At 58.7% G+C, this 19,254-nt stretch carries 17 protein-coding genes; 6 read left to right on the forward strand and 11 right to left on the reverse strand.

Features of this window, described 5'->3' with window-relative positions; all coding sequences use genetic code 11:
- Window positions 1-7: 7 nt before the first annotated feature.
- From soxX to LHL23_RS19615, 3 genes are all read right to left on the reverse strand, one after another.
- Window positions 8-484 carry a sulfur oxidation c-type cytochrome SoxX gene (gene soxX / locus LHL23_RS19605; protein WP_222482466.1) on the reverse strand — a complete coding sequence of 159 codons (477 nt, stop codon included), beginning with the start codon at window positions 482-484 and terminating at the stop codon, window positions 8-10.
- 130 nt (window positions 485-614) lie between these two features.
- Window positions 615-1,193, reverse strand: a complete 579-nt coding sequence (locus tag LHL23_RS19610; protein ID WP_222482465.1) for a thioredoxin family protein — start codon at window positions 1,191-1,193, stop codon at window positions 615-617.
- A gap of 14 nt (window positions 1,194-1,207) precedes the next feature.
- Window positions 1,208-1,948, reverse strand: coding sequence for a cytochrome c biogenesis CcdA family protein (locus LHL23_RS19615; protein ID WP_226431184.1), 741 nt, complete (start codon window positions 1,946-1,948; stop codon window positions 1,208-1,210).
- 149 nt (window positions 1,949-2,097) lie between these two features.
- Here LHL23_RS19615 and LHL23_RS19620 point away from each other — a divergent pair, with 149 nt between their 5' ends.
- From LHL23_RS19620 to LHL23_RS19630, 3 genes are all read left to right on the forward strand, one after another.
- Window positions 2,098-2,403 (forward strand): hypothetical protein, encoded by a 306-nt coding sequence (locus LHL23_RS19620; protein WP_226431185.1) that lies wholly within the window; start codon window positions 2,098-2,100, stop codon window positions 2,401-2,403.
- A 100-nt stretch (window positions 2,404-2,503) separates the two neighbouring features.
- Window positions 2,504-2,812 (forward strand): ArsR/SmtB family transcription factor, encoded by a 309-nt coding sequence (locus tag LHL23_RS19625; RefSeq protein ID WP_222482482.1) that lies wholly within the window; start codon window positions 2,504-2,506, stop codon window positions 2,810-2,812.
- 42 nt (window positions 2,813-2,854) lie between these two features.
- Complete coding sequence (locus LHL23_RS19630) at window positions 2,855-3,916, forward strand: YeeE/YedE family protein (RefSeq protein WP_226431186.1); 1,062 nt, start codon at window positions 2,855-2,857, stop codon at window positions 3,914-3,916.
- A gap of 388 nt (window positions 3,917-4,304) precedes the next feature.
- On the opposite strand, the gene ftsH is transcribed toward LHL23_RS19630, so the two are convergent.
- From ftsH to groL, 7 genes are all read right to left on the reverse strand, one after another.
- Window positions 4,305-5,846: an ATP-dependent zinc metalloprotease FtsH gene (gene ftsH / locus LHL23_RS19635; RefSeq protein ID WP_226431187.1), complete on the reverse strand. Its 1,542-nt coding sequence runs from the start codon at window positions 5,844-5,846 to the stop codon at window positions 4,305-4,307.
- On the reverse strand, window positions 5,828-6,208 hold the full coding sequence (locus tag LHL23_RS19640) for an ATP-dependent metallopeptidase FtsH/Yme1/Tma family protein (RefSeq protein WP_226431188.1): 381 nt from the start codon (window positions 6,206-6,208) through the stop codon (window positions 5,828-5,830). Before LHL23_RS19640 ends, ftsH begins: the two co-directional genes overlap by 19 nt.
- Before the next feature lie 57 nt (window positions 6,209-6,265).
- Complete coding sequence (locus LHL23_RS19645; protein WP_226431189.1) at window positions 6,266-7,204, reverse strand: ribose-phosphate diphosphokinase; 939 nt, start codon at window positions 7,202-7,204, stop codon at window positions 6,266-6,268.
- On the reverse strand, window positions 7,201-8,709 hold the full coding sequence (locus tag LHL23_RS19650; RefSeq protein ID WP_226431190.1) for a thymidine phosphorylase family protein: 1,509 nt from the start codon (window positions 8,707-8,709) through the stop codon (window positions 7,201-7,203). The genes LHL23_RS19645 and LHL23_RS19650 overlap by 4 nt, the downstream gene beginning before the upstream one ends.
- A gap of 583 nt (window positions 8,710-9,292) precedes the next feature.
- Window positions 9,293-10,444 (reverse strand): cation:proton antiporter, encoded by a 1,152-nt coding sequence (locus tag LHL23_RS19655; RefSeq protein ID WP_226431191.1) that lies wholly within the window; start codon window positions 10,442-10,444, stop codon window positions 9,293-9,295.
- Between the two features lie 49 nt (window positions 10,445-10,493).
- On the reverse strand, window positions 10,494-10,994 hold the full coding sequence (locus LHL23_RS19660) for a c-type cytochrome (RefSeq protein ID WP_226431192.1): 501 nt from the start codon (window positions 10,992-10,994) through the stop codon (window positions 10,494-10,496).
- A gap of 218 nt (window positions 10,995-11,212) precedes the next feature.
- Complete coding sequence (gene groL, locus LHL23_RS19665) at window positions 11,213-12,835, reverse strand: chaperonin GroEL (RefSeq protein WP_226431193.1); 1,623 nt, start codon at window positions 12,833-12,835, stop codon at window positions 11,213-11,215.
- A 473-nt stretch (window positions 12,836-13,308) separates the two neighbouring features.
- On the opposite strand from groL, the gene LHL23_RS19670 reads away from it, so the two are divergent.
- Together LHL23_RS19670 and LHL23_RS19675 are read left to right on the forward strand one after the other, a co-directional pair.
- On the forward strand, window positions 13,309-13,587 hold the full coding sequence (locus tag LHL23_RS19670; protein ID WP_226431194.1) for a glycine zipper 2TM domain-containing protein: 279 nt from the start codon (window positions 13,309-13,311) through the stop codon (window positions 13,585-13,587).
- A gap of 53 nt (window positions 13,588-13,640) precedes the next feature.
- On the forward strand, window positions 13,641-14,198 hold the full coding sequence (locus LHL23_RS19675) for an HPF/RaiA family ribosome-associated protein (RefSeq protein WP_226431195.1): 558 nt from the start codon (window positions 13,641-13,643) through the stop codon (window positions 14,196-14,198).
- A 464-nt stretch (window positions 14,199-14,662) separates the two neighbouring features.
- Here LHL23_RS19675 and LHL23_RS19680 read toward each other — a convergent pair whose 3' ends face one another.
- The gene (locus tag LHL23_RS19680; protein ID WP_226431196.1) at window positions 14,663-16,429 is read right to left on the reverse strand and encodes an SLC13 family permease; all 1,767 of its coding nucleotides are present in this window, start codon (window positions 16,427-16,429) and stop codon (window positions 14,663-14,665) included.
- A 569-nt stretch (window positions 16,430-16,998) separates the two neighbouring features.
- Between LHL23_RS19680 and LHL23_RS19685 the strand changes: the two genes are divergently transcribed.
- Window positions 16,999-18,798, forward strand: coding sequence for a PHA/PHB synthase family protein (locus LHL23_RS19685; protein ID WP_226431197.1), 1,800 nt, complete (start codon window positions 16,999-17,001; stop codon window positions 18,796-18,798).
- Window positions 18,799-19,254 lie beyond the last annotated feature (456 nt).

Consider the following 19,254-nt stretch of genomic DNA (forward strand, 5'->3'; position numbering starts at 1 on the left):
GACACGGTCACTGCTCCTTCAGCGTCGCAAGAAATGCGACGACATCTTCGATTTCCTGTGCGGTCAGGATCGAGGTCAGCGGTGCAGAAGGAGCCTTGCCGGTATAACCGTCGCCAGGGCGGATATAGCCTTCGTCCTTGTAGAAAGCCGGCATCACCGTTCCTTCAAAGGTCATCTTGGCGTTCGCCACCAGTCCGCGAAGCTCCGCCTCGGTCCACCGGTCACCGGCACCGTCAAGCATCGGGCCGACTTCCCCATGAAACGGAATATCTGCCAGGGCTGTGACCTCATGGCAGGCGACACAGTTGCCTTTCGATTTTTCGCCAACAATGACCGCTCCGTTGGCCGCGTCACCAGCGACGCCGGTCAGCGGTTCCGCAACGGCGCCATACTCGTCGTATTGGATTTCCTTTGGACTGGTCTCCGCCGCGATGGCAGCAGCGCCTGTCAATGCACAGGCCAGAGTAATGAGTCTCAGCTTCATGATCCCTCCCATTTGCTGCCGCGCGGCAGTGCTTTGCGGCCCAACGACTTTGTGTACCGTAGTCGACGAACAAGGCATGTCGCAACATTAAATTCATTTTCATGAATTTTTTTATATGTATCCAGCAAAATCAGTCTTGAGCAACATTGTTGCGCTCACGAATTCGCCGTGCGTGGTACCGTTGAAAATCTTCCCCGTTTTCAATCTCGTACCGTTTCTCGTTGACCCAGGTAAAAAGGTCCAAGGTGGTTTCCTTGGAAAACGCGCCCGGCATAACTGCGACTGCAGCTTCGATCGCCGTGGCATCCTCAGGCACCTCGCCGGGCAGGAAAACGAGCGTTGGCGTGAACAATATGCCCCATTTGCGCATCAGCGATCTTTGCTCGCTCTCCTCTCCGTCAAAATCAACCGCCGTTGCGCTTCCGTGCAAATCCAGTTGAACGGCAAAGAAGTTTTCTTCGATGTAAGCGGCCATGTCAGGCTGCGGGAAAACTTCCTCGTGCATTTTCTTGCAGTAGATGCAGCCCTGCTGTTCGATGAACAACACCAGCCGTTTGCCTTCCCCGGAAGCCTCTTCAAGGTCCTCGCGGAGGTCCTTGAATGTGTCGCGCATCCAGGGCGTTTTGTGGAGGCCGTCATCGCCAACCTCTGCGGCAGAAACCACCCCGGCGATCAGGCACGCTATCATGGAGACAAGAATTCGTTGCATGGCTTCCTCCCGTACTAGCCTATTGCTGCCAGCCACGGCATGTGGTCCAGCATCCATTGTGCGATCAGATTTATGGAGTTGGTTGCGATCAGCAGGCCGAAGAGTATCAGCAGACCGCCCATCGCCTTCTCGATCAGCCCCAGGTGTTTTCTGAAGCGCACCATCCATTGCATGAATGGCTGCACCAGAAGCGCCGCCAGAACAAACGGTGCGGTCATGCCGACACCATAGACGAACAGCAAACCGGCTCCCCTCCAGGCGGTTTCCGCTCCTGCGGCCGTGAACAGAATGGCAGCCAGAACCGGCCCGACGCATGGCGTCCAGCCAAACGCGAAAGCCAAGCCGAGGACATAGGCTCCGGCAGGGCTGACGTCCGAGGTCTCCCCGATATCCGCGCGGATCTGGCGATATAGAATTCCGACCCGAATGACGCCCAGAAAATGCAGACCCATCGCAATGATGATTGCCGCCGCAATCCATCGCAGAATGTCAAAGTACTCCCGGACCAGCTGCCCGAAGACCGAGGCCGTAGCGCCAAGGGCCATGAAGACCGTTATGATGCCCGCGGCAAATGCCATCGCCGACAATGTTGCCCGGCGGCGGACAGCCCCCGGAACATCGGAACCGGCCGAAATCTGCTCCATGCCTACGCCAGCCAGATAGCTGAGGTAAAAGGGGACAATCGGCAATATGCAGGGGGAAAGAAACGACAGCAGGCCTGCGGCCAACGCCCCTGCGAAAGTAATGTCGAGCATGGCCAATTCCGCCCAGGAATGCTATCATTCACATATTCAAATTAACAAAGGTGTAATCCCATCGTCAATCGGAGCTTGTAGTGCGTCGCTTCCTTCCCCTTCTGCTGTCTGTTGCGCTGCTGGCTGCGCCCATGGTTTCACGGGCTGAAATGACACTGCTGATGGCGGAAGAGAACGGCTGCATGTGGTGCGCGCGCTGGGATTCCGAAATTTCCGGGACTTACCCAAAAACCCCCGAAGGAAAGATTGCGCCCCTGCGGCGTCACGACATTCACCGCCCTACACCAGGGGATATTGCACTGGAAAAACCTCTCTACTTCACACCGACCTTTGTCTTGCTTGAAAATGGCAAGGAGGTAGGCCGCATCGAAGGCTATCCGGGCGAGGATTTTTTCTGGGGCCTGCTCGGTGTTCTGCTGCGCGGCAGAGGAGTATCGATTGAGGCCTCTGGCTAAAGCGCAGCAGATCACATAAATTGTTTTGAATACGTGAAGCCAAGAAAGCGAGGCGATCTTGTTGGACAAACCTTCGAAACTGCCAGTGTTCTCCAAGGATATGTGCGCCGAGGACTTGGACAGGATGATGGAGAATGCAGAAACGGCATCGAACTTCCTCAAGGCGATCAGCCACGAGGGACGCCTGATGATCTTGTGTTATTTGTCGTCGGGGGAAAAATCCGTCACGCAGATGGAGGAAATGCTTTCGGCCCGGCAGGCCGCGGTATCCCAGCAATTGTCCCGCTTACGATTTGAAGGCCTCGTCAAAACGCGGCGCGAAGGAAAAGCGATCTATTACAGATTGGCTGACGACCGATCCACAAAGATCCTGGAAGTCATCTACGATCTGTTCTGCCGGGAAAAATAAGGGCCTGTTTGAAACACAGCCAGCTTTGGGAGGAGACTGGCCATGTTCGAAATCTTGGGAGATGCCAATTCCGTGGCCTTGATCGGGCTTCTTGGCGGAATTGTCCTGGGCCTGGCAGCCCGCATCGGCCGCTTTTGCACTCTGGGAGCGATCGAAGACTGCCTCTATGCGAATGACGACCGTCGGCTGCGGATGTGGGCTGTTGCGATCGGTGTCGCCGTCATTGGCAGCCATGCTGCAATGGCCTTTGAATGGTTCGATCCGTCAGGGACCCGTTACCTGGCTCAAACATGGAACCCGATTGGCTCGGTGATCGGGGGGCTGATGTTTGGTTACGGCATGGCCATCAGCGGAAACTGCGGCTACGGCGCGCTGGCGCGGCTTGGCGGCGGTGATTTGCGGTCCTTTGTCATCGTTTTGATTATTGGCCTTTCAGCCTATGCCGTCATGTCGGGTCCGCTGGCGCATATGCGGATCTGGGTTTTCCCGGTGGAAATGGATCTCAGCGAAACTCAGAGTCTCAGCTTTCTTGCTGAACGGCTGACTTCAATTCCAGCGGAATTTGTCGGCTTGCTGACCGGTGCTGCCTTGGTGGTTTTCGCTATGGCAAGCCGCCGGTTTCGTAGCAGTCCTTCGCAAGCCTTATGGGGAGGTGCAGTAGGCTTGGCAATCGTGTCCGGCTGGGTCGGCACATATTGGGTCGCAACCCATGGTTTCGACGGGGAAACGGCACAGACCCATACCTTCGCCGCACCTTTGGGAGACACGATGCTCTACCTCATGACCGCATCGGGAACCACGCTTTCATTTGCAGTCGGATCTGTCTCCGGCGTGCTCATTGGTGCTTTCCTGGGCTCCTGGTCCAAAGGCCACTTTCGCTGGGAAGCTTGCGAGGATCCGCGTGAGCTCAAGCGGCAAATGGTGGGAGCCGCGATAATGGGGCCCGGGGCGGTAATCGCTGTCGGATGCAGCGTCGGACAGGGCATTTCGGCCTTCTCCCTTCTGGCCTACAGCGCACCCGTCACTTTCGCAGCGATATTTGCCGGGGCTGCTCTCGGGCTTAGGCAACTCGTCACAGGTTTGCCGTTTGTTGCAGGACGTTGAAATCCGGATCTTTTGCAAGCAAGAAACCCTTTCTGCATCCCATCTTCCAAAAATGCCGAGATTGGCTTGCAGTGACAGCTTAGGCAGCAGTTGAATAGTGTCTCCCAACGTCAGCAATATGTAAGCTTGCTGCTTGAACACGTTTCAGCGCCACCAGCTGACTGTGGTCGGCATACTGCAACCGCAACGCAGCCCGACCGTGGCATTGGCGATAGAGGCCGGCAGGACGTTCGGGCCTTCGCCGCAAACAGCTATGCCGCGGCAACAGCATCAGATGCAGAATACTCAGACGCAGCCGTCTTGGGCTTCATCGTTTTAACTCTCTGGCTGACTGCGCCTGTATGGCGTTCACCTGCCGGCACGCCCGGCCCCTTAAGCTTAGTATTGTCTAACGGCGGGTACTTCCGGGAATACTGTCAGAGGCTGATGTGCTAAGGGGACAGACCTTGCTCCCCGAGGTCAGACAGGTTTCGATTTCCTCAAAGTTCAGCGTTTCCCTCGTTTCCAGTTCGTGAACCAGGAGGCTGACCCCTGCCCGATGGGTTTGAAGAAGCTCCGTAGCTGCCGTCTCAGCTGTTTTCAGCAGTTTCATCACCGCTCTATCCACCTGAGCGGCTGTCTCGTCGGCATGCTCTCGCGGCTGGGCGATGGATTGTCCTAGGAAGGGGTGATCTTCACTCTGCCGCAAGTCAATCGGACCGATTTCCTCAGTCATGCCCCAGCGTGCCACCATGGACCGGGCAAGCGTGGTTGCGCGGTTGATGTCGTCATCCGCACCGGAGCTGACTGTGCCGGTCAACAGCTTTTCTGCCGCACGGCCGGCCAGCAGGATCATCAGTTGGGCGCGCAGGTAATCTTCCGGCAGGGTATGGTGCTCTTCGCGGCTCAGCATATGGGTGCCGCCCAGGGTGCGGCCGCGTGGAATGATTGTGACCTTATAGAGCGGATCAGCTTCAGGGGTAAAAAAGGCTGCAGCTGTATGGCCGGCTTCATGCACAGCCAAACGGTGCCGCTCTTCGGGTTTGAGAGCCAGAGTCCGCACGGTTCCCATCATCACTTTATCCCGGGCTTCCTGAAGATCCGCACTAGTAATGTCCGCGGCATGCCGCCGGGCTGCATTAATGGCGGCCTCGTTCAACAGGTTTTTCAAGTCAGCGCCGGAAAATCCGGGAGTTCCTTCGGCGATGGTGCTGAGATCGTCAGGACAGCAGAGCGGCAGGCCGCGGGCATGAAGATCGAGAATGGCGCGTCGGGCCGGCAGATCGGGCAGGTTCAGTGTGACGTGGCGGTCGAAACGGCCGGGGCGCAGCAGCGCCGGGTCCAGCACGTCCGGCCGGTTGGTCGCGGCCAACACCACCACCGCTTCCTTTCCCTCAAACCCGTCAAGCTCTGCAAGGATTTGGTTCAGTGTCTGTTCACGCTCATCGTGGCCGCCGCCAAGCCCAGTGCCGCGGGTGCGGCCAATGCTGTCCAGCTCATCAATGAAAATCACCGCCGGGGTGGCTTTGCGCGCGGCTTCGAACATCTTCCGCACCCGGCCGGCGCCGACACCAACAAAGACCTCGATGAACTCTGATCCGGAAGTAGAAAAGAACGGCACACCCGCCTCACCGGCGAGCGCCTTGGCCAGCAAGGTTTTGCCGGTTCCGGGCGGGCCCATCAGCAAAACCCCATGCGGCACCTCAGCGCCGACTTTGCTGAAGCGGTCGGGCTCGCGCAGGAACTCGACAAGCTCAGCCACCTCGCGTTTGGCCTGCTCCTGGCCTGCAACGTCATCAAACGTGGTTTGCGGGCGGGTTTCGCTGGGTTTGGAGAACCGTCCGCTGAAGATCCCGCCCAGCCCTGGTGGGCCCAGGCCGCCGCTGATCCGGCTGAACATCCGCCGCTGAAACCAGAGATAGACCGCAAGGATCAAAACCCAAGGCAGCATGTAAGACAGAACCGAAACGCCTCGCGGCGGTTTGGCGGTAATTCCACCCCCTTGGCTTCAAGCAGCGGCAGCAGATCCGGGTCGCCTTGGGCCGGGATGGCGGCACGAACGGGTTCGGCTCCGTTTGAACTGCCGCTGACTACCGTGATGTTGTATTCTTCCAGTAAAACTCGGGTTACCTCGCCGCGCTGAACCATTGCTTTCAATTCGCTGTAAGGCACGGATTGAACACCAGCGCCTGAGTTTAGCAGGGCCCAAAGCATCAGGCTGCCGAAAAGGGCAGCCCAGATCAGCCCCCGCACCAGCGGCAGCTGCCATGGAGGTCCGGTCCCATTCGGTTCATTCTCGCGGTTGTTTTCCATTGCGCCACCACATGCTGTCAGCATTCCTGATTTCACGTGTCCAGGCATTGCGCCAAGTCAACTCCGGGAAAACCCAGGAACTTCTCTGCGTTCCTGGCGTCTTTCACCGGTTTCAAGCAGGCTGCGCCACGCGCCTGCCAATAAGGATGCGATGCTGATTCCGTTGCTTTCGTGAGGGATGCTGTCCGTGGAGACAATCCTGCGGGCGCCCGCTGCTAAAACTCGGGCATAGGCCCCGTCAGCAAACACAGCATGTATCACCACACAGATTGGCGGGCTTTCCCGCACAGGCGGCAACTGTTCGATGGTTCTGACCAATGTGCCGCCGGAGGAGGCTATGTCATCCAAAATGACAGGAGTACCGGCCGTCAGCGCTACCCTGGACGGGGCACTGATTTCTACCTGGTGATCGCCGCTTCGGTGTTTACGAAACACCTCGAAGCGGCACCCGGCCTGTGCCGCAACCTCGGCCACCCATTGCCGGCTTTCTTCATCGGGACCGATCAGGACGGGGTCGGCGACGTTCCGGGCGATCCAATCGGCAAGTGCCGGAGCTGTGGCCACCCGCCGTGTGGGAACTGAAAAAAGTTCTGCCAGATCCTGAATCCGGTGCAGATGCGGATCCGCAGTTATAAGCCAGTCAAAGCTTTCCTCAAGGCAGGCTGCAAACAACGGCGCGCTGACGGCCTGCCCGGCAGCAAAGCGCCGGTCCTGGCGCATATAGCCAAGGTAGGGCGCAATCAGCCCGATTCTGGCCGCTCCCATCTCACGGGCGGTGGCTGCCGCAAAACGCAGCGGCAATAAATGCCGGTCGGGATCCCGCAATGTGCACAATATGGCCAGATCGCAGCCCGCAACGTCCCCTTCCACGGTTATCAGGCTCTCACCATCCGGGAAGTGCCGCCAGCCGATTGGCACGATCCGGGCGCCAACCGATTGAGCAAGACGGGCGCCCATAGGCATCATGGCGGAAAACGGAGCAAGAACGGGAGTCATTGCTGCCTCCTGATGGTGAACGGGCCAGTCTGGCGCGCGGTATAGTCCCGCGCATATGCAAGCTCTCCCGGGGTTTCCGAGTGGATTTCAAACAGGGGTTCGGCACGTTGAATTCTGTCGCCGGGGCGGGCCAGCAGCAGAATCCCGGCGCGCGCGCGCTGCGGTGCGCCTGCAAGTTTGGCAATCCGGGCAATCAGGCGATTGTCGATTGCGGTGATTGTCCCGCTGTGCGCGGCAGTCACAAGTGTCCGGTGCGCAGCGGCTTCCGGTTCTCTAAACCCGCCCTGCGCTTCGCATATTGCCATGAAACGCTGCTCGGCGGCGCCGCTGTCCAGCAGCTTTGCAGCGGTGTCTGCGCCGTTTCCCGCAGCACCGCCCAAATCAAGCAATTGTCCCGCCAGCGTCAGCGCCCGGGTGCGCAAATCCGCAGGCGCATCCGGTGTCCGGCGCAGCACTTTCAGCACATCCGCCGCTTCCAGTGCCGGACCGATCCCGCAGCCCACCGGCTGGCTGCCGTCACTGACGTGGACTTTCAACTCCAGCCCGATCGCTGCTGCAACCGCTTTCAATCGCGCTGACAGAGATGCGGCCGCTGCCGGAGAGCGGACTTTGGCGGTAGGTCCTGCAGGAATATCGATGATCACCCTATCGGCCCCTGCGGCGGCCTTCTTGGACAAGACACTTGCCGCAAGCTGGCCGTCGCTGTCGAAATCCAGAGGCCGTTCAATGCGGATCACGACGTCATCTGCCGGACTGAGATGAAGCCCGCCGCCCCAAACAACGCAGCCGCCCTGCGCCTCGATCACCCGGCGCATTGCAGTCAAATCCAGCTCCACTGGTGCCATAACTCCCATGACATCTGCGGTCCCGGCGGGTGATGTGATGGCCCGGCTCGACGTTTTCGGGATGATGTGTCCGGCTGCGGCGGCAATCGCCACCACGATCGGCGTGGTCCGGTTGCCGGGCAGTCCACCGACGCAATGTTTGTCCAGCACAAGTTCCTTGCCCCAGCTCAGGGTCTTGCCTGCGGCCTGCATGGCCCGTGTCAAAGCAATTGTTTCTTCGATATCCAGCCGGTCGCCGGCACAGGCCGTCACAAAAGCAGCCAGGTCCAGGTCCGAAAGCCTGCGGGCCAGCGCATCGCCGATTATGGTGCTGAACTGCGACTGTTCAAGACGTTCGCCGTACACTTTCGCACGAATGAAAGACGCGGCTGCTGGCGGTTCCGGGTGCGATAGCCGTCCCATAGCATCAGGGCCGGGCTGCAAGGCCTGCCAAGCTGCATCTGACAAAGCAGCAGCATCCGGCGGCAGCCAGCCGCCGCCGGTTACCACGTTCAGCGTTGCAATTACCCATTTGCGGCCGCAGTCAATTCGCACCCGCGTAAGCGCCCGGAAACCTTCGGCCTGACAAACGTGGCAATCCGCGTGCATATAGACAACGGGGTGGCTGTAGGTGTCGATGCCAGCCGGAATCAGCCGCAATCTGTGAGGGCTGGTTTTCATCTTACGTGCTCCAGACGGATGGTGCACAAGTGCGGAGGGGACAGCAGCACAGCACCGATATTGCGGGCGCGTACCGGAAAGGACTTTCGGTTGTGCGTTCGCAACCTCATGTACCTTGCGAACAAGCCGCAAACGGCCAGCGCCAGCAGCTGCCAAACCTCCACCTGAGGCCGGGGGCCGGTTACAGTATCTGCAGGCCCAAGTAACCGCAGGCGCATTTGACCGGCTTGTACCATGGATCAAACCTTATCCACGAAGCATTCCGGTTACCAACTAGCTGGCAGAGGTACGATCGCAAGGCCCGCCGTCTTGACCGCAAAAAGTTGCAAGTGGGGCTTTTAGGACGTTCTGCTCGTCCACCTTGCGGCCCGCAGGCTGAGGCGGACCTGCAAATGCAGGAAGCCAAATGTTTATAGCAAGGCGGTATTCTGATCAGACTCCACGGCGCCGCTCACAGGCGTCAGTGCGGTCGTCGGGGGCAAACCTTGTGCAGTTCAAAATACCTTGCAGGCATTAGGGGCCGAACCTTAGGGATCGCGGCTTGGGCATCATTCGCATGGGCGAGTGCTGTACTTAGGACAAATCAGACCTGATCCGACTTTTTCAGTGCCCACATCGTCGCGAAAGGTCCGATAATCTCAAAAACAACGGTGGCCCCAATCGTCAAACCCATAATCTGGTCTTTCCACTGCGGAAGCGCCTGTCCGGCCAAAAGCGCCATGCCGATTGCCACGCCGGCCTGCGGCAGAAGCGCGGCACCGTAAAGCCCGCGCTTGGGTTTCGGGACCTTTGCGACGGCCGCGCCAAGCCATCCTCCCAGCAGCCTTGCCGCAATGCGCAGAACGACAAGCACCGCCCCCAATACACCCAGTTTGGAAATTGAGGAGGTATCCAAAGCAGCGCCTGCAAGAATGAAAAATACAATCATGAACGGCCACTGGATATGCTCGATTTCGTGAAACGCTCTGCGGTGATGGCGGGCGAAGTTTGCAACCAGCGCCCCTGCAGTCATCCCAGTGATCAGGAAGGACACACCCAGCCAAACCGCCAGGCCGGCTGTAAGAAACGCCACAGACAGTGCTTCGACAAGCAATGGCTCGCCCGCGTCGATCCGGCCGGTAAGAAACACGGCAGGCAGGCCTATCAGGCAGCCAAGTATCAACGCACCGCCGATCTCATGCACAACAGAGACGCGCAATTCCGCTTCAGACCCCGCCATCTGGGTTGCGACGGCCAGGCAAATACTGAATGCCAGCAAACCCCAGGCATCATCCACTGCAACGATCCCCCGGATGGTCTGAGTAAACCCGTTGGAAACACCTGACTGCCGGATCACATCAAGTGTCGTCGCCGGAGCGGTCGCCGTCGCCACACTGGCCAGAACCAAAGCGAGCGCCGGGTCCGCGCCCAATAGGAACAATCCCGATGTAACCAAAAGCAGCGTCATCAAAATGATTGCCAATGAGATGCAGAGGATCGCGGCGCCATGCGCTTTCAGCGTGTCTGCCTTGAACGACCCGCCCAGCAAAAATGCAACCATCGAAAGTGCAATCACCGTCGCAGTTTCCGAAAGGTCTGCCAGTTGCTCGGGAACAAGGTCGAACGCGGATGCAAGCATGCCGCAGGCCAGCAGCAGCGTTACCCGCGGGACTTTGCTTCTGCGCCCTATTTGGTCGGCAAAAAGGCCAACTGTAAACAACACCCCAACTGAAATTATTAGTTCAGATTGGATCATCCTTATCGAAAAACCTTCTGCCTTTGGGAAACACCACAGTTCGGGCCGCTTATTCTTGAATACTCTGCAGGTAACTGGCCAGTGCCAGAAGATCCGCAGGAATGGGCGTGGCCAAGTCGTCTTTCTCGACCAATATTACAGGCCCCAGATCTCCGGCGCCAAACTCAGGCATGGCGGCTGCGGGATGGTTCCTCCGCTCGTAGCCATCGATGACCCCCATAACATAGTCGCGAGGGAATTCTCCGCCGTTGCGCGCCGACAGCAATGTCAGCGCCGGCGCTCTCTGTCCCGGTCCAAGCGATGTCGGCCCTCCTCCCTGACCTCCGCTGCCGTGGCATTCCGCGCATTTTTCAGCAAAGAGCGCCTTGCCATGCCTTGCATCCGTTCGCGCGACGGTCTGGTTGGAAGTACATCCGCTGATAACCAAAGCAAGCTGTATGCAAACAACTGTTATGATAGAAGTTATTTGGTTCATATGATCCTCGCAGCCAAAATCTGTAGTAAACCTGATCAGCTCCGCCCAGACAGGCCAATTCGATAGCTGGTGCATGACAGGCCTTTGATCCATCGAAACGATAGCTTCAGGCGCGGGCGGCAACCCGGAGTTCCGGGCTGCAATACACTGTTGCAATCCTTACATCCCGATTTGATCAAATCCTGCCCCTTTCAGGAAAATTGCAAGGCCAAGTTTTCGCGCGCAGCCGAGCGGATGCTGCAACCGGTTAAGGGCCGCTAGTATCCATTCCGGCCAAGCTCTTCTATCAGCGCTCAAAATGCCAGGCCTTGAGGCACCTGCGCTTTGTCTTCGGGATCTTTCACTTCCGTCATTGTCGCCTCCGTCAGGAGCAGGACACCAGCCACCGAAACCGCGTTTTCCAATGCAATCCGCACAACCTTTGTCGGGTCCACGATGCCCGCCTCCAACAGGTCGACATATTCGTTGCGCGCGGCGTCGTAGCCATGGCTGCCCGTGCCCTTCAGCATCTCTGCAACGACAACCCCGCCGTCGACAGCGGAGTTTTCTGCAATCCGGCGCGTTGGGGCGCTCAAGGCGTGGCGCAGGATTTCAAGGCCGGTCTTCTCATCGCCTTCCGCATTGGCTTCTTCGGCCTGAACCGCCCCGGTGCAGCGCAAAAGTGCAAGCCCGCCGCCGGGAACGATGCCTTCGGCCACGGCCGCCTTGGTGGCATTGATGGCGTCGTCCAGGGCTTCCTTCTTGTTCTTCATTTCCGCCTCGGTCAGCGCGCCCACCCGGATCACCGCCACCCCGCCCGAAAGCTTGGCCAGCCTTTCCTCCAGTTTCTCCCGGTCGTAGTCGCTGGTTGTTTTCCCTATCTGAGCCCGGATCTGCGCCACCCGATCGCTGATCGCCTCGGGATCGCCAGCCCCGCCAATAATCGTGGTCGTGCCATTGTCTGCAACGACGCGTTGCGCAGCCCCCAGATCAGTAAGCCCTGCATTTTTCAGTTTCAGCCCCAATTCCTCTGAGATCATCTGGGCACCGGTCAGCGTTGCTATGTCCTGCAGCATGGCCTTGCGCCGGTCGCCGAAACCGGGCGCCTTGACGGCAATGCAGCGGAACACCCCGCGCAGCTGGTTGACGACAAGCGTCGCAAGCGCTTCGCCCGACACGTCCTCTGCGATCAGCAGGATCGGTTTGCTGCTCTTGGCAATATCTTCCAGCAGCGGCACCAGATCGTTCAGGTTGGCGATCTTTCTGTCGCAGATCAGGATCAGGGCGTCCTCAAGCACCGCTTCCATCTTGTCAGGGTCGGTCACAAAATAGGGCGAGATATAGCCGCGGTCGAATTGCATGCCCTCGACCACTTCCAGAACGGTTTCGGTTGTCCGCGATTCCTCCAGCGAGACGATGCCGTCATCACCGACCTTTTCCATCGCATCGGCGATCATCTCGCCCACCGCCATATCATTATGCGCCGAAATCGCCGCGACCTGGGCTTTCTCGGTGCGGGACCTGACAGGGCGGGACAGTTCTTGCAGCGCTTTGGTTGCCGCAGCCAGCCCCCGGTCAAGCCCGCGCCGGATGCCAACGCCGCTGGCACCGGCGACGATGTTGCGGGTGCCATCAGCAAAGATTGCATGCGCCAGAAGTGTTGCAGTGCTTGTACCGTCTCCAACAGCATCCCCCGTCTTCTCGGCGGCTTGCCTGAGCAGCTGCGCGCCCAGGTTCTCCTCCGGGTCTTCCAAGACGACCTCTTTTGCTATGGTCACACCGTCATCGCAAACAAGCGGTGCCCCATATGCCCTTTGCAGCAGAACGGATTTCGAGCGCGGCCCCAGCGTTACGCGCACGGCTTCTGCAAGAGCAGTTGTGCCCCGAAGAAGTTTTTCGCGTGCCTGTGAATGAAACAGCATTTTCTTGTGCGTCATTTCTCCATTGCCCCCTCACCCGCTATATGCACTAGCGCCACAATGGTCCGCGTCAGCCGCAGCACACTCTAAGTTTATCACAGCAAGGACCTGCTCGAATTGATGCGCAGCAACATGCGGCTCCGCCTGGCCGTTCTTCCGCCGCGACTGCGGGAACTCAGGTTGACGGCGGTCAATGACCACCTGACTGGCAAGGGACATTCTGGACCCAAGACCGGACAGGAGGAGGGACCGGAGAGTGCCTCACAATCAACGGCAGCAAAAGAGGTCCGTTTGGATTGCGGCAGCCTGCAATCCACAGCCCTCATCCAACACTATGAAGTGCCGATGATTTCCCTTCCCCGGCATAGCCGGGCTGGAAAGCCGGCCGCAAGGATGTCGGGGCTGGAGCGCCGCGTACGGCAGGGGTAATCCGGCGCTGCAGTAATTTTTTGTTCCGTTGGTCAAATACAAAATACGTTGGAGGTAAGGAAATGCCGCTAAAGAACAGGATTGCATCCTTGCTGATCGCCTTGGGACTCCTCCCTGCGTGCGAAAATCTCACTCCCGAACAGCGTACCGTTGTCGGAATAACTGCTGGCGCAGCGGCCGGCCTGATTACGGCTGATGCGCTTAAGGCAGATGATGATTGGCGGCTGATCGCGGCGCTGGCCGGCGCGGCCGCCGGAACTTTGGTGGCGCAGAACAATGCAGCCGGGCGGTGCGCCTACGCGCACGGAGACGGAACCTACTACACCCGGCCCTGTTATTGAGCAGTAGTGTTCGGCAATCCAGCGGCACACTGAAATTGCAAAGGGGGTCCGAAATGCAAACTGAGCCGGTTGTAACATACCGCAATGTCGATCCCTCGCCATCGGTGGATGCACTGGTCGCCAGGCGGGTGGAGGCCCTTGAGCGGATCAACAACAGGATCGTTGGTTGCGAAACCGTCATTGAAGCGCCTCAGAAACGCAAGGTTACCGGACGGGAGTACCGTGTCCGGCTCACACTCAGTGTGCCAGGCCCGGACATTACGGTAACCCGGACATCGGCCAAGGGCAGCGCCAGGGAAGACTTGGCGCTTGCCTTGAACCGGGCGTTTTCCGCCGCCGAGAAGCTGCTGAAACGGCAGAAGAAGACAATGGCGGCCATTGAGGTCAAGCACCATCCGCCAGTGCTGCATGGCTGCATCTCGCTGCTGGAAAAAGAGCTTGGCTATGGATACATCCGCGCTGACGACGGGCGCGAGGTGTACTTTCAGCAGGATGCGCTGACTGCGGATGTGTGGGACCAGCTTGCTAAGGGCACCCGGCTCCGGTTTCGCGCAATGGAGGGTGAAAAAGGCCCCTATGCCACGGCCGTTTCCCTTGCCGGCGCCGGATAATCCCCGTTTTGAAATCGCCAGGGCTCGCCTGACGGGTAACCTCAGCTGCCCGCGCTGAGTAAGGATCGCTGGCCGGCGGCGCCATCCGTCAGCTCGGTTTTGTTGCAGCGCCGGACCGCCCGCCAGCCGCTATGAGAACGGCCAGCACCGATCCGTTCTTCGGAAACTCCACCGCGGTGGCGCCGGCAGCTGAAACACTGAACTCCGCAGACCAGCAGTGACAGGCTTCGCAACACGCGCCGAAGCACAAGTGAATCAGGCATAAGCATTTGCAAAAATTACATTAATGAAAGTCTCGCCCGGTCGCCCCGGAAGAGCTTCTGCCAGCCATCGGTGCGTGATGCCCCCTAAACGATAATTCTGCTGCTGTGGCTGGCGCAGACGGCTTGGCCCTTTACGCGCCCATCGGAAATGCCCACCGGAAAGCACCCATACACCCGAAAAAACGGAGTTCAGGGGAGCATTCAAAGCGGCCAGAACACCGGAACAAGTATCAGCAAAAGAGTGAGGCAGATTATTGTGAGCGGCAGACCGGCCCGGACAAAGTCCCGGAAATGGTAGCGTCCCGGTCCATATACGAGCAAACAGGCGGGCTCGAACGGCGTGATGAAGGAAAGCGAGGCCGCTAGGGTGACCAGAACCACCAGAGATCGCGCATCAACACCCAAGGCTTCGGCCGAAGCCGTGGCTACTGGTAACACCGTCAATGCGGCTGCCGCGTTGGACATCGGCTGCGTTAGAAGGATGGTGAGAACCGCGAAAGCCGCCATGGAGGCAGTGACACCGAACGGCAGGGTTGCGCTTACGATCAAGTCCGCCAGATAGGCCGCAGCACCCGTCTTGACCATGGCCCCTCCAAAACTGGTGAGTCCGGCGATTAGAACAAGAAGGCGCCATTCGATGAACCGGTACGCTTCTTCCATGGTGACAAACCGCGCCATGACAAGCACCAACGCAGCCAACAGCAGCGAAACCGATAAGGGCAGAAAGCCTGATGCACCAATAAATACGGCGATTGCTACTATACCTATAACAATCGCTCCTTGCTGATGTGTGAGGATCCTGCTCTCCACTTCCAATAGGCCCCAAAGATTGCGGTTTCCCTTCAGGTTCTCCAGTTCCTCCCGTGCGCCTTGCAGCAAAAGAACATCCCCGACCTGAAGCCGCAGGTTTTCGATTTTGGCCGGCCGGGCGTGACCAGGGCGGTGAATTGCCACGACGGTGACACCGTACCTGCGGTGAAAATTTATTTGTCTCAGGGTTCGGCCAACTAAGTTTGATTGCGACAGCAGAACCGCCTCTGCCATAGCGATCTCTTCGGGTTGAAGGTCCTGCACGGAGAAATGCTGAGTGGCATCAATTACCAATCCGAGTTGCGCTTCGGCGCGAAGCAGGTCTTGGCGCGAAGCTCTCACAATCAGGAGATCCCCCTCATGCAGCTTGCGCCGGTGATGAGGGCGCAGGCGCTTGCCGGCCTGAACAGCTGCAAGCGCGGTCACATTGAACGCCCCTAGCTTGAGCTCGCCAATCGTCCGCCCCTCGGCACGTGACCCTGGCGGAACCACGAGTGCCGACAGATAATCAGGTTTCCCAAATTCATCCTCAAGTTCCACCGGAGCACGAGACGGCACTAGCCGGCTGCCAAAGAACACCAGCCAAACGATGCCGCAGGCCGCCATTAAAAGGCCAATTCCCAGAAATTCGAACATTGAGAACGGTTCAAGCCCCAACTGTGCTGCCATGGCGCTTCCCGCGATGTTCGTCGACGTCCCGACCAACGTGCAAGCTCCTCCAAGGATCGAAGCGTATGCCACCGGCATGAGAAACCGGCTCGGGCTGGCCTGTGCGTTTCTTGCGATCTGGAGCACGGCTGGCATAAGTATTGCGGTTGCAACCGTGTTGCTCAAAAAGGCGGAAGCAGCGGCAGCGATGGTCAGCAACATGCCCATTCCGCGCCATTCCGTCTTGCCGCCCAAGTTCCGAATGCTGCCGCTAAGCCATTCCATCACACCGGATTTGATTAAAGCGCTGGATAATACAAACACCGAAGCCAGAATGATCACCATCTCGTTCGCGAAACCGGAGAAAGCCTCGGCAGGTGTCAGGACGCCCGAAACGACGAGAGCCGCAAGGAGGGACAGCGTAACGACGTCGACCGGCAACCACTCCATCGCGAAGAAAAGGATCGTCAATGAAAGAAAGGCCAGAACCAGTATGATTTCGACAGTCATGTTCTATCAGGTGCCAGTTTGCTGTTCCCCGTCGAGATCTAACCCGGGTCTTTTTGTAAAGAAGTGACCCGCCTGACAGTTATCTTCCGGTGGTCATATCCGGGTCAACGGCTCTTTACCTCCCGTACTTATCTCGCAGAGACTCTCTTGAAGCCTTCCGCATCAAAGGAAGAAGGCAATCTGGCAGCATTTGTATCAGACGGGCCGGCCTATCAATCTCGTGATACGTCGCAACCCAGGAATACAATTGATGGCCGTCAAGGCGCGCGTGCGGTCAAAGGCTACCATTCCCTTGACTGCATGGGATCACGATTTTGACGAACGCAACCTTCCCTGTCTGGGCCGACCGGAAGTCTGGTCCTGGCAAATGCCAGCTATTGTCTGCGGCAGCGAGCGCAAAGTCCTCGCATCTCTCCATCATGGCTGACGGCGCAATGTCTCTGGCAATGTCGTCACGGGCATCTGCGAGCACTCACGCGCATGACAGAAAATGCTGACCGGCAACATGCGAATTCTTGCTGGACGGACCGGCCTTGCGGTCCTTCCCGTACACTAGGCAACCAGAAGTCATGGTCAAACACTCCAAAGCGAACCCTTCGGCAGCAAAGAAAACTGCCAAGCTTGAAAGTTGCCGGGTGCCCGCTCCGTCAGAACCGCAGCCTATGCACCCTTATGAAAAGCTGGACCGTGCAACCCGCGCGGCCTTGGCGCGCGTCACGGCCGGCGTGTCGCCTCATTCGATCATGGCCACTTGGATGGACTGGGCGCTGCATCTCAGCAGGTCTCCCGGCCGGCAGCTGGAATTGGCGGAGCGGGCATTGACCAACGCGGCAAAGGTCGGGTTGTCAGCATCGAACCTGACCGGCACGCTGCCGTTCAAACCGCGAAGCTTCGATCACCGCTTCGAGGCCGATGGCTGGAAGAAGGCGCCCTTCTCCGTATGGCAACAGGCCTTCCTTGCGACCCAGGACTGGTGGGAAGCGGCAACGGGAGAGATGCCGGGACTTGCCAGACGGGACGCCGACCGCGCCCGGTTCCAGGTCCGCCAGGCCCTTGATCTTTTCTCGCCATCGAATTTCCCGTGGTCGAACCCCGAAATCATCGAACGGACGATGAAGGAAGGCGGCCGGAACATCATCGAAGGATCACACCACTTCTGGGAGGATTTCAACCATACCGTGACGCAAAACCATAAGCCGGCGCCCGAAGGTTTCGAGATCGGCAAGGACCTGGCCTGCACACCAGGCGACGTGGTTTTCAGGAACGAGCTTTTCGAATTGATACAGTATAAGCCGACAACAGACCTCGTGCATCCGGAACCGGTTCTCTTCGTCCCCGCTTGGATCATGAAATATTACATCCTCGACATGTCGCCCAGGAACTCCATGGTGCGCTACCTCGTGGAACAGGGCTTTACCGTCTTCATGATCTCATGGGTCAATCCCGGCGCCGGCCAAGCTGATCTGTCGCTTGAAGATTACCGTCTCAGGGGCATCATGACGGCGCTTGATGTGATCGGGTCCATTCTGCCGGATCAAAAGGTCCATGTGAACGGCTACTGCCTTGGCGGAACGCTTCTGGCCATCGCAGCGGCAGTCATGGCGCGGGATGCGGACGACCGGCTGGCGAGCCTGACCTTCATGGCCGCGCAGGTCGATTTCGCCGAGGCGGGCGAACTCCTGCTTTTCATCGATGTCAGCCAGATCGCCTTCGTCGAGGATCTGATGTGGCTGCAGGGCTACCTCGACCGGCCGCAGATGACTCGCACCTTCACCTCAATCCGGGCCGAGGATCTGATCTACTCACGCGCAGTGCGACGCTATTTTCTGGGCGAAGACGACCTGCCTAGCGACATCACGGTCTGGAACAATGACACCACGCGCATGCCTGCCAGGATGCACTCCGAATACCTGCGCGGGCTGTTTCTTGAAAACCGGTTGAGTGCGGGGCGCTTCGCTGTCGAAGGCAGGGTCGTGGCGCTCAAGGATATTCGCGTGCCGATGTTCGTTGTGGGGACCGAGACCGATCACATCGCGCCCTGGAAGTCGGTCTTCAAGATGCGCTTGTTTACTAACGGCGATCTTACATTCGTCCTGACGAAAGGCGGACACAACGGCGGTATCCTGAGCGAACCTGGACATCCCGGCCGGCGCTACAGGATCGGCCACCGGCCTGCCGGCGCGCTCTATCAGCCGCCGGACGAGTGGATAGCATCGCATAAACCCAAGAAGGGCTCGTGGTGGCCTGAGTGGGTAGCATGGCTGGCTGGACGCTCGGGCGAGCGGGCGAAACCGCACGTATCGAAGACAGACAGCAAACGGCCGAAAAGGCTTTACTCCGCACCCGGCGCCTATGTGCGCGTCCCATAAACAGTCTAAGACACCTGGGGCGTTGGAATGCGCTGTCGCCGGAGTCGGCCTGCCGCCCATAAAGGTCCATGGCACTGGCAGCGGCTTCGATCGGGTGTGGCAGTTCTGACCCCGGCTAATGTGGAGTTTCCGAGTTCGGCTGACAGATTTTGATCTGTCTTGCAGCCAAAGGAGAAACCAGCGTGAACAAAAAAAGCTCTGAGCGGCATCGCACGCAAGAAGCGCGTACTTGCCTATGCTGAGGAAATCGGAAACGTCGCCAAGGCCTGTCGTGAATACCGTTCTCGGACCGGATTTCTGCTTCTGGCAATTGTCGCACCTGACGCCCGGCCAATTGATCCGGGCACGTTTGACCACCGATCACGGAAGCACTCGGGGTTATTCACATTTGCATCCTCGCCGATCAATCCGCCTGCCCCGCCAATCCATCCGCAACAGCGGAAACACGCCTAGCAA

It is taken from the genome of Leisingera sp. McT4-56, assembly GCF_020514995.1.
GTDB classification, from domain to species: domain Bacteria; phylum Pseudomonadota; class Alphaproteobacteria; order Rhodobacterales; family Rhodobacteraceae; genus Leisingera; species Leisingera aquaemixtae_A.

Excerpts from the sequence above, each read along its gene's own strand:
- soxX (WP_222482466.1), bottom strand. The coding sequence starts at position 484 with ATGAAGCTGAGACTCATTACTCTGGCCTGTGCATTGACAGGCGCTGCT.
- LHL23_RS19610 (WP_222482465.1), bottom strand. The coding sequence starts at position 1,193 with ATGCAACGAATTCTTGTCTCCATGATAGCGTGCCTGATCGCCGGGGTG.
- LHL23_RS19615 (WP_226431184.1), bottom strand. The coding sequence starts at position 1,948 with ATGCTCGACATTACTTTCGCAGGGGCGTTGGCCGCAGGCCTGCTGTCG.
- LHL23_RS19620 (WP_226431185.1), top strand. The coding sequence starts at position 2,098 with ATGACACTGCTGATGGCGGAAGAGAACGGCTGCATGTGGTGCGCGCGC.
- LHL23_RS19625 (WP_222482482.1), top strand. The coding sequence starts at position 2,504 with ATGTGCGCCGAGGACTTGGACAGGATGATGGAGAATGCAGAAACGGCA.
- LHL23_RS19630 (WP_226431186.1), top strand. The coding sequence starts at position 2,855 with ATGTTCGAAATCTTGGGAGATGCCAATTCCGTGGCCTTGATCGGGCTT.
- ftsH (WP_226431187.1), bottom strand. The coding sequence starts at position 5,846 with ATGCTGCCTTGGGTTTTGATCCTTGCGGTCTATCTCTGGTTTCAGCGG.
- LHL23_RS19640 (WP_226431188.1), bottom strand. The coding sequence starts at position 6,208 with ATGGAAAACAACCGCGAGAATGAACCGAATGGGACCGGACCTCCATGG.
- LHL23_RS19645 (WP_226431189.1), bottom strand. The coding sequence starts at position 7,204 with ATGACTCCCGTTCTTGCTCCGTTTTCCGCCATGATGCCTATGGGCGCC.
- LHL23_RS19650 (WP_226431190.1), bottom strand. The coding sequence starts at position 8,709 with ATGAAAACCAGCCCTCACAGATTGCGGCTGATTCCGGCTGGCATCGAC.
- LHL23_RS19655 (WP_226431191.1), bottom strand. The coding sequence starts at position 10,444 with ATGATCCAATCTGAACTAATAATTTCAGTTGGGGTGTTGTTTACAGTT.
- LHL23_RS19660 (WP_226431192.1), bottom strand. The coding sequence starts at position 10,994 with ATGCACCAGCTATCGAATTGGCCTGTCTGGGCGGAGCTGATCAGGTTT.
- groL (WP_226431193.1), bottom strand. The coding sequence starts at position 12,835 with ATGACGCACAAGAAAATGCTGTTTCATTCACAGGCACGCGAAAAACTT.
- LHL23_RS19670 (WP_226431194.1), top strand. The coding sequence starts at position 13,309 with ATGCCGCTAAAGAACAGGATTGCATCCTTGCTGATCGCCTTGGGACTC.
- LHL23_RS19675 (WP_226431195.1), top strand. The coding sequence starts at position 13,641 with ATGCAAACTGAGCCGGTTGTAACATACCGCAATGTCGATCCCTCGCCA.
- LHL23_RS19680 (WP_226431196.1), bottom strand. The coding sequence starts at position 16,429 with ATGACTGTCGAAATCATACTGGTTCTGGCCTTTCTTTCATTGACGATC.
- LHL23_RS19685 (WP_226431197.1), top strand. The coding sequence starts at position 16,999 with ATGGTCAAACACTCCAAAGCGAACCCTTCGGCAGCAAAGAAAACTGCC.